General features: G+C 62.4%; 11 protein-coding genes and 1 riboswitch. Of the genes, 5 read left to right on the top strand and 6 right to left on the bottom strand.

Annotation, left to right across the window (positions count from 1 at the left end; genetic code table 11):
* Window positions 1-76 precede the first annotated feature (76 nt).
* The 6 genes from FHX03_RS16210 to thiM all read right to left on the bottom strand — a co-directional run bounded on the left by FHX03_RS16210 (window position 77) and on the right by thiM (window position 5,771).
* Complete coding sequence (locus tag FHX03_RS16210; RefSeq protein WP_183778112.1) at window positions 77-1,720, bottom strand: ABC transporter substrate-binding protein; 1,644 nt, start codon at window positions 1,718-1,720, stop codon at window positions 77-79.
* A gap of 42 nt (window positions 1,721-1,762) precedes the next feature.
* A complete protein-coding gene (locus FHX03_RS16205; RefSeq protein ID WP_183854538.1) occupies window positions 1,763-2,785 on the bottom strand; it encodes a glycoside hydrolase family 3 protein in 1,023 nt (340 codons plus the stop codon).
* Between the two features lie 24 nt (window positions 2,786-2,809).
* Complete coding sequence (locus FHX03_RS16200) at window positions 2,810-3,289, bottom strand: GNAT family N-acetyltransferase (protein WP_097628986.1); 480 nt, start codon at window positions 3,287-3,289, stop codon at window positions 2,810-2,812.
* Window positions 3,290-3,505: 216 nt separating this feature from the next.
* Window positions 3,506-4,339 (bottom strand): bifunctional hydroxymethylpyrimidine kinase/phosphomethylpyrimidine kinase, encoded by an 834-nt coding sequence (gene thiD / locus FHX03_RS16195; RefSeq protein ID WP_183854537.1) that lies wholly within the window; start codon window positions 4,337-4,339, stop codon window positions 3,506-3,508.
* A complete protein-coding gene (thiE, locus tag FHX03_RS16190; protein WP_183854536.1) occupies window positions 4,336-4,971 on the bottom strand; it encodes a thiamine phosphate synthase in 636 nt (211 codons plus the stop codon). Before thiE ends, thiD begins: the two co-directional genes overlap by 4 nt.
* Window positions 4,968-5,771, bottom strand: coding sequence for a hydroxyethylthiazole kinase (gene thiM / locus FHX03_RS16185; RefSeq protein WP_097628989.1), 804 nt, complete (start codon window positions 5,769-5,771; stop codon window positions 4,968-4,970). The genes thiE and thiM overlap by 4 nt, the downstream gene beginning before the upstream one ends.
* Before the next feature lie 48 nt (window positions 5,772-5,819).
* Window positions 5,820-5,916, bottom strand: a riboswitch (TPP riboswitch).
* Window positions 5,917-6,620: 704 nt separating this feature from the next.
* Here thiM and FHX03_RS16180 point away from each other — a divergent pair.
* The 5 genes from FHX03_RS16180 (at window position 6,621) to FHX03_RS16160 (ending at window position 16,360) form a co-directional block, all read left to right on the top strand.
* A complete protein-coding gene (locus FHX03_RS16180) occupies window positions 6,621-7,235 on the top strand; it encodes an invasion associated locus B family protein (protein WP_097628990.1) in 615 nt (204 codons plus the stop codon).
* Window positions 7,236-7,248: 13 nt separating this feature from the next.
* Window positions 7,249-8,970 carry a ShlB/FhaC/HecB family hemolysin secretion/activation protein gene (locus FHX03_RS16175; protein WP_183854535.1) on the top strand — a complete coding sequence of 574 codons (1,722 nt, stop codon included), beginning with the start codon at window positions 7,249-7,251 and terminating at the stop codon, window positions 8,968-8,970.
* Window positions 8,971-8,983: 13 nt separating this feature from the next.
* On the top strand, window positions 8,984-9,451 hold the full coding sequence (locus FHX03_RS16170) for a hypothetical protein (RefSeq protein WP_097628992.1): 468 nt from the start codon (window positions 8,984-8,986) through the stop codon (window positions 9,449-9,451).
* A 44-nt stretch (window positions 9,452-9,495) separates the two neighbouring features.
* Window positions 9,496-10,050, top strand: coding sequence for a hypothetical protein (locus tag FHX03_RS16165; RefSeq protein ID WP_183854534.1), 555 nt, complete (start codon window positions 9,496-9,498; stop codon window positions 10,048-10,050).
* 91 nt (window positions 10,051-10,141) lie between these two features.
* Complete coding sequence (locus tag FHX03_RS16160) at window positions 10,142-16,360, top strand: hemagglutinin repeat-containing protein (protein WP_246699259.1); 6,219 nt, start codon at window positions 10,142-10,144, stop codon at window positions 16,358-16,360.
* The last annotated feature ends 86 nt before the right edge of the window (window positions 16,361-16,446 follow it).

Genomic DNA, 16,446 nt, shown 5'->3' with positions numbered 1-16,446 from the left:
TGGATGAGCGTGATGTCATCCGAAAACCGCTTACACTTTTCGGCATCATGCTCTGACGCCGCTCCCGGGAGGTGTCTTACTTGACCGGCTCGAGCGCGAGCAGGTTCAGGAGGCGTGCCGGATTGGTCCGTGAGATCGACGGATTGACGAAGGGATTTTCCTTGGTCGACCAGCCGGTGAAACGCTTGGTGTTGTACTGATACCAGTTCGGATTGTTGAACACCGGAATCATCGGCATGTTCTCGGCGACGATACGCTGCGCCTTGTTCATCGCGTCCTTCTGCTTGGCAAGATCCGCGGTCTGGGTGAACTCGGTGACGAGCTTTTCGACCTCGGGATTGAACCAGCGCTGCGCGGTGAAGCGGGTCTTGCCCTTGTCCGAAGCGCTGAAGGCGCGCTTATAGGGATAATAGGGCGAGGCCGAGGCCGGCAGGCTGTTGATCGCCGCATCGAAGGTGCCGTTGATAAGGTTGCCGGTCCAGACGGCTTCTTCAGGCGTTTCGATCCTGGCGTCGATGCCGACCGCCTGCATGCCTTCGACGGCGAGATTGACGGTGTCGATCCAGTCGGTCCAGGCGCTGGGCACGATGATCGAGAAAGAGATCTTGCTGCCGTCGGGATTGTCGCGGAAACCATCGCCGTCCTTGTCCTTATAGCCCGCTTCGTCGAGCAGGGCCTTGGCGGCGTCAGCATCATAGGTGGCGAATTTGCCGAAATCGGCCTTGACGGAGGGGTCCGCCCAGCTCTTGTAAAGTTCGCCCATCAGGCCGGGATCTTCGTTCAGCGTCGGATAGCCGTAGCCGGCGACGTCGATCATCGTCTTGCGGTCGAGCGCCATCGAGACGGCCCGGCGGAATTTCAGGTCGTTGAAGGCCTTCTTGTTGTTCTCGTTTGCCGTTTCCAGGTTGAACAGGAAGGCGACCATGCTGCTCGGCGAATACCAATAGTGGAAATGGGCCGGATCCTTGGAAACATAGACATTGTCGATATCGGGAATGAAGGAGACGCCCCAGTCGAGCGTGCCGTCGGCCGTTGCCGTCAGCATCTGGTTGTTGTCGGCAAGCTGCGGAAAGCGCAGGCAATCGACCTTCAGATGGGCGTTGTCCCAATAGTTCGGGTTGCGGCACTGGTCGTAGGTCTGGCCGGTGAAGCGCGGAACCTCGGTCAGTGGGCCGCTGCCGACCGGGTTCTCGTTGGCGAAAGTGACCGGGTCGGCAACATCCTTCCAGACATGTTCCGGAACGATCGGCAGCTGTGAAATCTGCTCGGCGGCGAGCGAGCTCGGATTGGCGAGCGTGAAGCGCACCGTCTGATCGTCGACGGCTTTGACATCGGTGATGAAGCTCCAGATGCTGACGAAGTCGAGCGCCGGGAATTTCTTCAGATAATCATAGGTGAACTTGACGTCGGCTGCGGTCAGCGGTTTCCCATCAGACCATTTCAGGTTCGGGCGCAGCTTGAAATCGATGCTTTTCAGATCGTCGGAGAGCTTGAAGCTTTCGGCCAGGCGATAGACCGGCTTGTTGCTGTCGAAGCGGTTGAAGATAACCAGCGGCTCATAGATGAAATCGAGCGTCGACTGGCGCGACGAGGTCTGGTTGAACGGGTTGAAGTTGCGCACCCAGGTCGTCGCCGGTTCGATATTCGCCGTCAGGACCGTTTGCGCCATTGCGGAGCCCGAAAGCAGCGTCAGGGCGGCGGCAAGAAGATATTTTTTCATGTCTTATTCCCCTTTTTTATGCGGTGAGAGATGGCGCGCCGGTCAGGAAACCAGCGCGCTTGCAAACATGTCTTCGACTTCAGCATGGGCTGCGCGGACATCGATCTTGAGATTGCCGAGGCGGGCCTTGCCGGCGGCAATCCGCTTGAGAGCTGCGTCCGTCAGCGGCCGGGCCGCCCTGGCGGCGGCTTCGCTTTCCCTGACGTCGCCATGGCTGTGGAGGGCGATGTCGAAGCCGGCTTCGAGCACCTGTTTGACGCGTTCCGGCAGGGTGCCGGAGAGCGATTCCATGAAGATGCAGTCGGAAATCAGCACGCCGTCATACCCCATGTCGTTGCGGATGAGGTCGTGCATGACCGGCGAGATGGAGGCCGGCAATTCCTTGTCGTAGGCCGAGTAGACGACGTGGGCGACCATGGCCCAGGGCGTATCCTTCAGCGCCACGAAGGGCTTGAAATCCGTCGCAGCGAGCGTCTCGCGGCTGGCATCGACCACCGGGCGTTCCTTGTGGGAATCAAGCGTTGCGCGGCCATGGCCGGGAATGTGCTTCATCACCGGCATGTTGCCGGTCTCGAGCAGGCCGTCGATCACCTCGCGGCCGAGGGCGGCGATGACATCAGGATCGGGGCCGAAAGAGCGGGCGCCGATGACAGCGCTCGTCGTCTCGAAGACGAGGTCGAGCACGGGCGAGCATCCGCTGGAAAGGCCAAGTTCCGTCATCATCGCCCCCATGGCCTGGGAGGAAAGGCGCAATGCTTTTTTGGCGAGCGCGAAATCGCGGCGCGCAAGTTCGGCGAACTGGCCGAAGCTGCGGAACAGCGGCCAGGGGCCGGCATCGAGATGCTGCACGCGGCCGCCTTCTTGGTCGGTGAAAACAGGCGCATCGTCGCGGCCGACGGCTTCGCGAAAGCGTTCGATCAGCCGCTTCGTCTGCTCCGGCTCGCGCTGATTTCGCCGGCCAACGAAGAGGCCCATCGGATTGGTCTCACGAAACAGGGCGAATTCATCATCCGAAAGGACTGGATTGGGAAGGCCGACGAAAAGGGCGAGCGGGGTCGAGGACAATTCTGTAACTCCGGGATCAGATGGTCAGGTCGGCGTGCGTCTCAGCATGCCTTCGTAAATGCCCTTGTCGGGGGCGGGGATGATGATGGCGCCTGCGGTCTTCGCGTAAAAATCGACGGGGCCGGCATCGCCGATGAAGGCATAGGCATGGCCAAGCGTCTTCATGGTCTGCAGGCAGGCGGAAAACAGGGCGAGGCCGATACCCTTGCCGCGGGCTTGCGGGTCGACGCCGGTCGGGCCGAAGAAGCCGCGCGCCGTCGTGTCGTAGCAGGCAAAGCCGAGCAGCTTGCCGCCGTCGACGGCGATCAGGCAGCCAACCGGCTGGCGGGAGAAGGCGACGGAGACTTCGCTCGCCCAGTTTTCGCTGAACTGCTGGCGAACCCAGTCGACGACGAGATGCAGTTCCGGGGGGAGGGCCGGTCGGATGGAGACACCGACAAGATCGGCTTTCCGATTCAGATCGGCAAGCTTTGTGGAGTATAGACTCACAAGCAGGTCTGGCACCGGTCATTCCTCCTCGTATTCCGTTATTGCGGAATATATCCCCTTTTAATGTCATAGACTTGGCTATCTGGCTGAGCTTGTCAACTGCGTTTTTCAAATGGCGCGATGCTGCTCGCCATGATGCTCTCGATCAAAAGCAAGCTGGCTGCCGAACGCAAAAACGGCCCGGGGAGCCCGAGCCGTTTCGATTGAAAGGGGTGCGTCGATGATGGATGCTTATCCCGTCACTTTCCAAAGCGCATGAAAATGCTGCACCGGCCCGTGGCCGGAGCCGACGGTGAGGCTTCCGGCGGCGGCGACCGCGCCGGCGAGGTAATCCTTGGCGATGGCGACCGCCTCCGGCACCGAGGCGCCCTTGGCAAGCTCGGCCGCCAACGCGCTCGACAGCGTGCAGCCAGTGCCGTGGGTGTTCTTGGTCGGCACCCGCCGGGCTTCGAACCAGTGCAGCCCGTCGGCTGTGGCAAGCACGTCGGGGCTGTCGTCGCTGTCGAGATGGCCGCCCTTGACCAGCACCGCGGCCGGACCGAGCGCCCGCAGGCCTTCGGCCTGCGCCGCCATCTCAGCCCGGTTCGTCGCGACCGGCTGGTGCAGCAGGGCGGCGGCTTCAGGCAGGTTCGGGGTCAGCAGTGTGGCGAGCGGCAGCAACCGGCGGTTCAGCACGTCGACGGCTTCGGGTGCCAGCAGCGCGGCACCTCCCTTGGCGATCATCACGGGGTCGATGACGATGGGGATGCCGCGGCGGTCGGCCGGTGCTGCGGCCAGAGCTGCGTCGAGCGCGGCGGCGACGGCCTCGGCGATGCCGGCATTGGCGATCATGCCGATCTTGACGGCATCGACGCGCACATCGGCAAAGACGGCACTGATCTGATCGGCGACGAATGGAGGCGGCACCAGATGCACGCCGCTGACGCCTTGCGTGTTCTGCGCCGTCAGCGCCGTCAGCACCGCCATGCCGTAGACGCCGCGGGCGGAAAAGGCCTTGAGATCGGCCTGGATGCCGGCGCCGCCCGAGGGATCGGAGCCGGCGATGGAGAGGACGTTGCGGATCATGCGCGGGCCTTTCGAATTTCTGCGGCGATGCGGCGCGTGGCGGCTTCCGGGTCCGGCATGCCGCAGATGGCGGAGACGACGGCAAGCCCGCTTGCGCCCGCGGCAAAGACGTCGGCCGCATGCTCCGCCTTGAGCCCGCCGATGGCGACCGACGGCACCGGCGAGGCTTTCACCAGCCTTGCCAGCCCGTCAAAACCGATCGGCTGCTTGTGGTCGGCCTTGGTCGGGGTCGCAAACACCGGCCCGACGCCGGTATAATCAACCAGGCTGCGATCGACGCCAGCGGCAAGCGCCGCGGTCTCGACCGACAGGCCGAGGATCATGTCGGGACCGATCATCGCCCGCGCGCTCGCCGCATCCATATCCTCCTGGCCGATATGCAGCCCGTCGGCGCCGATGGCGAACGCCGCCTCGACATCGTCATTGACGATGAGGCGGGCGCCGGTGCCATCGAGCGCCTGTTTCAAGGCGCGTCCAGTCTCGATCATTGCAGTCGTGCCGGCATGTTTGTCGCGCAACTGCACCATCGTCGCGCCGCCGGCAACGGCAAGCCGGGCCGTTTCGACCATGCCGATCGCGGCGCAGAGGTCGGGATCGAGAACGAGATAGAGCGAAAGATCGAAACTCTTCATACAGCCGATATCCTTGCCCTGGCATCGAGCGTTTCGGCGTCGAGGGCGTGCAGCGCATCGAGGAAGCGCCAGGCGAAGGAACCGGGACCGGCCGCGCCGAGTGCTGCCTCCTCGCCGGCGATGGCGAAGGTTGAAAGGGCTGCGACCGTCGCCCCGAACAGATCCTCGGGCACCGTGGCGGCAAAGGCGCCGACCAGGCAGGTGAGCGAGCAGCCGAGCGCGGTGACCTGCGGCATCACGGCCGATCCGCCGGTAATGCGTACCGCCCGCTCGCCGTCGGTGACGAAATCGACAGCGCCGGTGACAGCGACGACCGCCTGCTGGCGCTCGGCCAGCCATCGCGCCGAACCTTCGGCCTGTTCGACCGGATCGCGGCTGTCGACGCCCTGGCCGCGGCTCTCGCCGCCGGCAAGCGCGATGATCTCGGAAGCGTTGCCGCGGATGATCGTCGGCTTGAGCGCCAGCAGAGCAGCGACCGCATCGCGGCGGAAGGCCGTGGCATAATGGGCGACCGGATCGAGCACCCAGGGTTTGCCGGCCGAGGTCGCCGCCTTCGCCGCCGCCTGCATGCCGTCGATCCATTGCGTCGACAGCGTGCCGATATTGACGGTCAGCGCGCTCGCGAGGCCGGCGAACTCACCGGCTTCCTCAGCCGCATGCACCATGGCCGGCGAGGCGCCGGCGGCCAGGAGAACATTGGCGGCGACGTTCATCGCGACATAATTGGTGATGCACTGAACGAGCGGCGGCTTCTCGCGCATCGCCGTCAGCATGGCTCCTGGTGTGCTCCTGGTCTGCATGTGGCCCCTTTCAGGCGGGGGCGGGCACGGGGTCATTCGTGCGGCGGACCGCGACCCCGAGCGACTCCCTCCGCCGGCATTATCCGGTTCAGGTTCGAAGGGTGCTTCTCAGCCCGCCTGTCGACGAACGCCCCTGTCTCTCATCGCGCTCTTTTTCGCAGAGAACGGGGCGGATGTCATCCCGAAAATGATGGTCCTGCGACGGCGCGGCGCGTGAAGTCCGCTGCGGGCACGCTATCATCCTCGACGGCCAGGCCCGGGCTTTACGGGGGCCGAGAGCTTGCCGCCGATTCGGGTCTTGATCAGGTTTTCCCGAATACGGCCCGCGGATTCCGTCCCAGGCTGCATTGGCCGCCGCCTTTTCACCATTCGGTTGTCCTTTCCCTTCCGAGAAGAACAGTCGCAGCAACCCGCGGGTGTGACGAATTTCTGAAATACATCTCAGTATTCGTGGGCGGCATCGGGGATAAAGCCGGCGCCTTGGAACGTCTTTTCTTCAAAATGAGTGCGGCTCATCTTTCGCAGATTTTTCTGGATGTCCCTCGATGCGGAATTATTCATCCTATCCGATTATACGCCTGATTTTCAATAAAAACGAGCAGGTGACCAGCTTCGCGTAAGTTGCGCATCGTCTCATGTCCCTCGCCAAGCGGTTTTATTCGAATTTCTGAATCTGTTGGCGATTTCGTTGCGAATGGGGTCTCGGGCAAACTGAGCGTAATCTCCCAGAACGCGAAATAAATACCTAACGCAAACTTTACCGTGCTGACACGTTAAGGTTGACCAAATTGCGGATTGTAGCGATATGACTTCCAACCCAAATAAAATCTTCCTGAAGTTGCATTTTAAATGAAGAAATTTTTGAAAAGCGGCATGAAGAGGGTCCTTTGGACGATCGCCCCCATTCTGATATCGATCGCCTGCGCGAGCCCATCCTTTTCGCAATCTCCTGATGGTCAAGAACCGGAACAGGCGCCGGCGCAACCTGCGCCGGCGATAAAATCGCAAAAATTCGACGACTGGTATTATCGCTGCACGGGTTCGGCAGGCACCGAGGCCTGCGAAGTCGCACAGGTGGCGCAAGTCACCAAGGACGGCAAACCCGTCAATATCCTGACGCTGGCGATATCCGCGCCGCCGGCGCCTGCCGCGCCTTCCGACAAAGGCAAGGGCAAGGCGCGGCTGATGCTGACCGCCCTTCTGCCGCTCAATGTTTTCCTGCCCTCGGGCCTGTCGATCAAGGCCGACGGCAAGCCCGTCGCCAAGCTCGATTACCGCAATTGCAACCAGACCGGATGCTGGGCGCAGCTGGCGCTGGATACCAAGATGACTGCGGCGCTGAAGAAGGGCGCGGCGGCCGAGGGGCTGGTGCGGCTGATGAACGGCCAGGACGTCAATATCCGCTTCTCGCTGAAGGGGCTGAAGCCGGCCCTCGACGAGCTTCAGTCCGTCGCCGCGAAGTAGCCGAATTTCACCGATGACCATAGAAATTCGATACTTTCTGATTGCCGGCGCCGCCCTCGCAGTGGTGATCGCCCCCGCTTACGCGCAAACGCCTGCCGATGACTTCAGCCGCCGCCAGGAAGAGCAGTCGCAGACGCAGCGGCTGGATGCCCTGCGGCGCGCCACACCAGGCGGCGGCACGGATGCGGAAAACGGCGCTTTGCCCGCCGCACCGGGCAACGGCGCCTGTTTCGACATCGCGCGGGTCGAGATCGATGGGGCGAGCCTGCTGTCGGCCCAGGAGATCGGCAAGGTGACGGCGCCTTACGGCAACCGCTGCGTCGGCCTCGCCGAGATCAATGCGGTCCTGAGGGATGTCACGCATCTCTATATCGATCATGGCTATGTGACCTCGCGCGCCTATGTGCCGCAGCAGGATATCCGCACGACCAGGATCCTCCGTCTGCTGGTCGTCGAAGGCACGCTCTCCGACATCTATCTCAATGCCCGGAAAGTGGCCGGCAATGCTTCGCTGGCGACCGCCTTTCCCGGCCTGATCGGCCGCGTCGTCAATATCCGCGATATCGAGCAGGGGCTCGACCAGATGAACCGGCTGCAGGCCAACGACGCCAAATCGGCGATGCTACCCGGCCCGAAGGACGGAACCTCGATCCTCAACATCGAAAACCGTCCGGGCCGGCCCTGGCACGTCTCCTTCGGCAACAACAATATGGGGCAGGAGAGCACCGGCTTTTCCCGCAGCTCGGCATCGCTCGGCTACGATGACCTGCTCGGCATCAATGACCAGTGGAATTTCTCCTACGAGCACAGCGGCCCGAGCTATCCGTGGGAGAATGACGGAAATGGCTACGGCAACAGCTATTCCGGCAGCGTCAGCGTGCCCTACGGCTACTCCACCCTGTCGCTGAACGGCTCCTGGTACCAATATGAAAGTGCGGTCGAGGGAAACTTCAGCACGCTCGAAACCTCCGGCAATTCGGGGCAGGCCGGTCTCGGCATCGATCGCGTTATCTCTCGCGACAAGGATTCGATCACAACCGTCCGCAGCGGCCTGACCTACAAGCAGACCAACAACTTCCTGCTCGGCAATCTGATCGAGGTCGGCAGCCGCCGCTATACGGTCGGTGATATCGGCATTTCCCATTCCCGCCGCATGTTCGGCGGCATCTGGATGTTCGACGCCAGCCTCGACAAGGGGCTCCGTCTCTTCGATGCGGTGGACCCCGGCGATCCCGGCGCCGGCAACGCCGATCCGCGATTTTCGAAATTCAACGCCACCGTCAGCGTGACACAGCCGTTCCAGGCGGCCGGCCGGCAGTTCGAATTCACCTCGCTGCTCAGCGGTCAATATTCCCCGGACAATCTGCTCGGTGCCGAACAGATCTCTCTCGGCGGCTACGGCAATGTCCGCGGCACGCGCGAAGGCGTGCTCTTCGGCAACAACGGCATGTTCAGCCACAACGAGATCGTCTGGAGAACGAAGTCCAACGAAAGCGGCGGCGCGGCCGCCAAGGCATTCGGCGAACTGCGCCCCTATCTCGGCTTCGACTACGGCCATGTCTATGCGCAGAAACGCTTCGACATATCAGGCGGCAACCTCGCCGGCTGGACGGCCGGCATCCGCACCGTCGGCGGCAATATCAGCGCCGACCTCGGCTATTCCGACATTGTTGCAAGCAGCCTCGACGATGTCGACGGCGGGCTCTTTTATTTCAGCGCATCCGCTCATTGGTAACGAAAGCAGGACAATGACCACCCGCAGTATTTCGACGAACAAGCCCGCCAAAACCCTTTCAAGATCGACGGCGCTGATCCTTGCTCTTTCCATGTCGCTTGCCGGCTGCGCCGGGCGGGAGGCCCGTCCGGTCGCTTCGACCAACCCGTCCGACAGCGCCTTCGATTGCGCCGGCATCGCGCGTGAATTCGAGGCCAACGAGCGGCAGATCTCCTCGACGGTGAAGGAGCGCACCGATGCGCAGGGGAAGAACATCGTGCTTGGAGCGACCGGTGTGCTGCTGTTTCTGCCCGCGCTGTTTTTCATGGACCCGAAATCGCCTGAGAAGGTCGAGATCGATGCCTTGCGCAACAGGAACAATGTCCTGGCCAGCATCGCCAAATCGAAAGGCTGCCCGGCGCCGAAGTCTCAGCTGACCGAACTCTACAAGCATCTCGACAGCAAACCAAAGCCGGCCTCGTCGTCCAACAGCCGGAACTGAGCCCGCAGACGAACTGAACTCGTGAATGAACCCTGGAGTTGCTTATGCGTATCGTGCGTTTTCTAACCCTTCTCCTTTTGGCGGCGACCCTGGCGTCCTGCGTCACCACCAGGACAGATCCTCGGCTGATTGCCGCCCTGCAGCGGACGTCCGTGCGCGAGATCCGGATCGAGCTGGCTCCCGACGTCAAGACATTCGGTTTTGGCGACAAGCCCGACCAGCAGGTCTCCGACGCGGTTCGCACCCTCCAAGCCACGATGTCGAAGGAACTGATCGGCGTGCCGGGTGGCCCTAACAGGGGCAGGCTGGTCGTGACGCTGCATGTGTTCGACGTCACCACAAAGCAGGCCCGCATAATCGGTGGTCACGACAGCATGATCGACGGAACCGTTCGGCTGGAGGATGCCAAGACCGGGCAACTGATCGCCCAAGCGCAAAACATCCATGGCGAAGACCTCTCCATGCGCGGAAGCGGTTACGGCGTGATCATCGCAGTCGCGGTCAAAGCTGCGACCACGTCCGGCGCGCCTGATGTCATGGCACAGCGCCTCTCCAAGTCCTTCACCCGCAATGTGAAGACCTGGCTCACCCAGAAATAACGAGACGAGGCGAGGCGCTGCCGGGGAAGGCAGCGCCGGCCGTGATTGATGTCGAGACAAAAACCAGTTGTGCGTTTGGAAAGACGAAACGATGCGTGAAAAAACCGGTCTTGGTTCGAATGGCAAGGGTCTTGGCTGCCGGCTCGGCAGGCTTGCCCATCGCTCGCTTGCGATGGTGCTCAGCGCGCTGCTGGTCCTCCAGCCGATGCTGGCCAACGCCCAGTCGGTCTCGGCCAGCACCACGGCGCCGACCGCCAACCAGCCGGGCGTCGGCACGGCGCCGAACGGCGTGCCGCTCATCGACATCGTCACGCCGAACAGCAAGGGCCTGTCGCATAACAAATACGACGATTTCAACGTCGGCACGCCGGGCCTCATCCTCAACAACTTCAAGGGCGAGGTCGGCAACTCCAATCTCGGCGGTGTCACGCCGGGCAACCCCAATCTCAACAGCTCCGGTCCGGCATCGGTCATCCTCAACGAGGTGATCAGCAGCAACCGCTCGGCATTGAACGGTGCGATCGAGGTGTTCGGCGGGAAAGCCGACGTCATCATCGCCAACCCGAACGGCATCACCTGCGACGGCTGCGGCTTCATCAACACGCCGCATGCGACGTTGACGACAGGCGCGCCTGATATCGGCGGCGACGGCAGGCTCAACGGCTTTACCGTCAAGGGCGGCGACGTCACCATCGGACCGAATGGTGGCAATTTCGCCGCCGGGCTTGGCGCGGTCGACCTCTTCGATATCGTCTCGCGCTCCGTGCACGTCAACGGCGCGGTCTACGGCAAAGACCTTCGCGTCACGGCTGGCCGTAATCAATTCGATTATGCTACCGGCGACGCCACGCCGCTTGCGGCGACATCAGGCACACCGGAATATGCGATCGACGGTTCGGCGCTCGGCGCCATGCAGGCCGACCGCATCAAGATCGTCGTCACCGAAAAGGGCGCCGGCGTGCGCATGCGCGGCGACATGGCCGCCAATGCCGGCGAGCTGTCTCTGTCTGCCGACGGCAAGATCTCGCTCGGCAACGTCTCTGGCCAGCAGGGCGTTTCGATCTCCTCGAAGGCGAAGGTGACGGCTTCCAAGGTCACGTCGAAGGCAAAGGTCGCCGTTCAAGCGGATCAGGGCATCACCCTCGATACGGTCGCCGCCGATGACGATATCCTGCTGTCGAGCGGCAGCGGGTTGTTGAGTGTCGGCGGCGAGGTCAACAGCGCCGCCAGCGTGCTGATGTCGTCTTCGGGCGGCATTGCTGCCGGCAGCGTCATGGCTGGGCAGATCCTTACCCTGTCCGCCACCTCGGGCGACATCCAGATTGCCGGTGCGGCAAAGAGCGGCGATGCACTGTCGATCACCGCGACATCAGGCTCGATCGCCGCGGCCTCGCTTGTCAGCGGCAACAATCTCACGCTTTCCGCCGGCGCCGACATCGCCGTATCGGGCGATGTCCTGGCTGAGGGCGACGTCACGGCTTCGGGTCGTTCGATCGCAGCCGCGACGATCGCCTCCGGCGTCGATCTCGCCGCCACCGCCCAATCCGCCAATGCCGCACTGGTGCTACAGCCGGCGGGCGACATAAGCCTTGCCGCCACGAATGGTTCGATCACCGTTTCCAACGCGCTGCTGAGCAGCGGCGATCTTTCGGCCAATGCCAGCCAGAATCTCGCCTATACCAAGCTGCAGAGCCTCGGCAGTGCCGATCTCTTCGCTGCCGGCCAGATCAGCTACGGCAATCCCACCAGCGCCAAGGGAAACCTGACGCTCACCACCACCACTATCGATCTCTCCAATGGCGGCGCAGGCAACATCGCTGCGGGCGGCACGCTGACGCTCAACGCCGATAGCGCCAATCTCAGCAATAACAGCATCACTCTCGGGGGGCTCACTCTCAATCTATCAGATGCTGCCGATCTCAGCGGCACCAGGATCAATGCCGTTACCAATGCCGGCGGTTCGGGCGACATCGACATCAACGCTTCCAGCCTCTCGACAACGGTCGGCACGGCGCTGCTCGCCGCCAACAACCTGACTCTGACGCTGCCGTCGCTGACCAATGCCGGGCAATTGGCTGCCGGCCACGATTTAACATTCAACATTTCCGACGATTTCACCAACAGCGCCACGGGCCTTGCCTATGCCGGTCACGACGCGGGCCTGTTCATCGGCGGGGTGCTCACGAACAATCAAGGCGCCATCCTCGCCGGCAATGATCTTGAGATTGCCGGGACGACATCGGGAGTAAGAAACACTGAAGTCACCAATATTTCCGGTCTGATCCAGGCTGGAAACGACATGTCCATCCTTACCAGCAATCTGACAAACGAGCGGGCTACTGCGCCGCAATGGACGACCGGGGTGCTGGTTTCGTCAGGCGTCGTCAGCGGCTTTACGCTCAATCCCGTCGCCGCCGGACTGCCTTTCGGCTACCTCGAGACCGCAGATCAGAACATGTACCAGCTCTATGCCGGCGTGGATCCGGGGCTGTGGCAGGATTATCAGCCTCTGCTCTGGTCGAAGGCGACGCTTGCCGACGGCACGACCTATCGTGCATGGACATGGATCTCGGCCGATGGACCCGAAAAGGTCGAGCCGATCATCGAATGGATCAGGGCCCGCGTGCCAAGGGACGCGAACGGTAATCCCGTTGTCGATCCCAACAATCCGTCGCGCTATTTCATCGTCGACGAGGTCAATTTCAGCGGCTCGGATGAAAGCACCACCTATAGCTGGGATTGGTCGTCCCACCTCAGCCAGTCGGTTTACGAAGACCGGTTGGTCGGCACGCTCAGCCCGGAAGCGACGATCCGCGCGAGCCGCAACCTTACTGTCGACGCCACGAATCTCACCAATGCCTACAGCTCGATCGAGGCCGGCGGCGACGCGACGCTGAAGGGCTCGACGCTGACCAATACCGGCGTCAGCCTTTTCCGCACGACGACGACGACCTGCCATGCCCAGGGTGCCTGCACCGCCTATAATGCCAACGGCACTGCCAATCCCTCGAAGAACATCGCCAACGGCTCGACCATCGTCAGCTCCGTCGAGGCGATCGGCGGCGTATCGGCCAACATCAAGGCCGGCGGTGCACTCTCCGTCGATTTCGGCAGCGTCAGCAACACATCGGCGGCCGGCTCGATGGCCGGCGGCGCCAGCGTCACGGCGGCAGGCAATCCCGGCGATCCGCTGTCGGCGCTCTCCGGCCTCACCGCCGGCGGTGCGCTGTTCAACGTCAATTCGGGACTCGGCGGTGCCGCCCTTGCGCCTCCCGCCAACCCGAAATCCGGCGGCTTCGGCGGCAAGATAGCCAACCAGACGTTCCTGTTCGAAACCCGCGCAGCCTACCTCGATGTCGGCACCTTCTATGGCTCCGGCTATTTCATGGACAAAATCGGCTATCAGCCGGAGACGACGGTTCCCTTCCTCGGAGATGCCTATTTCGAGAACCAACTGATCGACACGCAGTTGCGGCAGCTCGTCGGCGAAGGGCTCGGCAGAAGCACGTTCATCGCCGGCAACAGCGCCATCGAGCAGATGAAGACGCTGCTCGACAACGGTGCCACCTATGCCAAGGATCATGGCCTGGCCGTCGGCCAAGGCCTCACGCCTGAGCAGGCGGCGGCGCTGGCCGAGTCGATCGTCCTCTACCAATGGCAGACCGTCAACGGCGTCCAGGTGCTGGCTCCGGTCGTTTATGTTGCCGCCGCTGACCGACAGAAGCTTTCCGGCGGCGGCGCGGCCATGGCGGGCGGCTCGGTCAATATGAATGTCGGCAATCTCGACAATTCCGGCCTGATCGCGTCGGCTGGCGGCCTTACCGTCTCCGGCAGCTCCATCCAGGGCAGCGGCACGTTCCTGTCGCGCGGCGATACGGCGCTCAATGCCACCAACGGCATCACGCTCGCCGCCCAAACGATGACGATCGGCGGCCAGAACGTCGTCAATACCAATGCAGGCGTGACGGCAAGCGGCGCTCTGCAGCTTGCCGGCGGCAGCGGCGATCTGGCGCTGACGGGCGTCAAGGTCAATGCCACAGGCAACGCTTCGCTCACCGGTAAAAACGTAACGCTGGATGCGGCCAAGGTCGACAATAGTGGTCAACAAAATGCCACCGGCACTCAGATCGCCAGTGGTGGGGCCTTGACGATCAAGGCCACCGACAATGTCAACGTCATCGGCAGCTCCGCCAAGGCGGGCACGACGCTCGACGTGACTGCCGACAAGGGTTCGGTGGCCGTGGTGTCGACCGATGTCGCCCGCGACAATCAATCCGGCTACACCAAGACCCTCTCCACCGACCAGCAGCAATCGCAGCTATCCGCCGGCACCAATGCGACGATCAAGGCCGGCGACGACATCCTGCTCTCCGGTTCCTCCGTCAAGGCTGGCGGCAATGTCGCGCTCTCCGCAGGCGACGATATCAACATCACGGCCGCGCAGGAGCGCTCCGAGTCCTCCTTCGGTAAGAAGTCCGCCTCGTCGATCACCCATGTCGGCTCAGAGATATCGGCGGGCGGCGACCTCTCGGTGACGGCAGGCAGCGGCAGCGGCGATCACGACCTCAACATCGTCGGCAGCAAGCTCGCCGCCGACGGCAAGGTCGCTCTCAAGGCCGATGGTGACGTAACGATCGCCGAAGCCACCGACACCGCGACCCTCGACACCAAGCTCAGCATCAAGGGCGGTTTCCTCGGCAGCAGCGAGAAGACGACTACGCATCAGGAAACGACGACGGCCGTCGGTTCCGCCATCACAGGCGGTGGCGGCGTCGACATTGAATCCGGCAAGGACACGGTCATCTCGGCCTCGAAGATCGAAGCCGGCAATGAGGCCGGCGCCGCGAACCTGAACATCACCACCAAGGGCGACCTCATCATCGCCTCCGGCAAGGACACCAGCGCCAAGGATGACAAGGGCTCGCGCAGCGGCTTCCTGTCCAAAGGCTCATCCAGCTACAAGAGTTACGACGAAACGACGGTCGCTTCCGAACTCGGGGCATCCGGTAATATCAATCTGGATGCCGGCGGCGCTGCGGTGATCGCTGGCTCACAAGCGTATGCGGATGGTTCGATTTCCGTCAAGGGCGACAGCGTCTCGGTCATCGGTGCGGCCGAGCAGCATGAGCTTGAGATCACGCGCAAGAAGTCCGGCTTCGGGGTCGGCGGCGGTGGAGGCTTCATTTCGATCTACGGCAGCCAGCAGAACAGCGGCAAGCAGGCCTCCGAGCTCAACGTGGCATCGGTGCTTTCTGCCGGAACGGATGTCGCACTCAAGTCGCGCGATACCGACATCAACATCCTCGGCTCGCAGATCTATGCCGACCAGAACATCACCCTCGATGCTGCCCGCGACGTCAACATAACGCCGGGCGCCGAAAGCGCCTCGTCCGAGGAAAAGGAAAAACGCTCCGGCTTTGGCATTTCCTTCGGCTCGAGCAGCGGCGGCTTTTCCGTTGGTATCGGCCTGTCGTCGGTTTCTGACGCGACGAAGCAAGGCTCGCAGACCAACGCGATGGCCACGCTTTCCGCCGGCAACGACCTGACGATCACCGCCGGCCGCGACGCCAACCTGCAGGCCGCCAACGTCTCGGCCGAGGGCGATGTTGGGATCACTGCTGAACGCGACGTCAATCTGTTCTCGGCGCAAGATCAGACAAACTACGAACACCTGCATGAAGAGTTCTTCGCGGGTATCAGCCTGTCGGTCTCAACCTCCCTGGTGAGCGCGGCTGACAGCGTGAGCGTTGCGGCGCAGAAGCTTGCAAATATCTCTGATGGGTATTCCGCAGCTAACGCCGCCTTTGCCTCGCTCAAGGCCTATGATGCGCTCGACAAAATTGCAAAGGGTGGCAACGTCGGGTCGGCGTCGCTCACGGTAGGCTTCACTTATCAGAAGGAAAAGGAGGCGGCGCAAACCTCTGTTCCGGTCCTGACAGACATACGCGGAGGGCGGTCTGTAACGATCGAGGCAGTCTCCGGGGATCTCACGAGTCATGGAGCACAAATCGCTGCAGGTTACGATGCTGACGGCAATGTCGTCATCTCTGATAATGACAACGCGGGTGATATTACGCTGAAGGCCGGCAAGGATATCATCCTCGAAAGCGCACAGGCGACTGATAGCTCGTCGACGAGCAGCGCGTCAGGGGGCGCAAGCTTCGGCGTTTCCGCCGGCATCGGCATCAATGGTGTCAGCGGGGGACTGACGGGTGGCGCCGACGCATCGGTTGGCAAGTCCAACGCCAATGGAACCACTCAGGTCAATACTCACGTCAACGGCACTGGTGACACCTGGACAAGGAACTGACTCCGGAAGAAGTTGCAAACATCAAGTCAGGCCTGGATGCGCTGGCGAATGGAGGATCTCTCGGAGGCTGCACCCAGCAACAGGGA

Origin of the sequence: Rhizobium sp. BK456 (genome assembly GCF_014194045.1) — a bacterium.
In the GTDB taxonomy this organism is placed as follows: Bacteria; Pseudomonadota; Alphaproteobacteria; order Rhizobiales; family Rhizobiaceae; genus Rhizobium; species Rhizobium redzepovicii.
The sequence above is the reverse complement of the archived record's forward strand: the minus strand, read 5'-3'. Positions and strand labels throughout refer to the sequence as shown.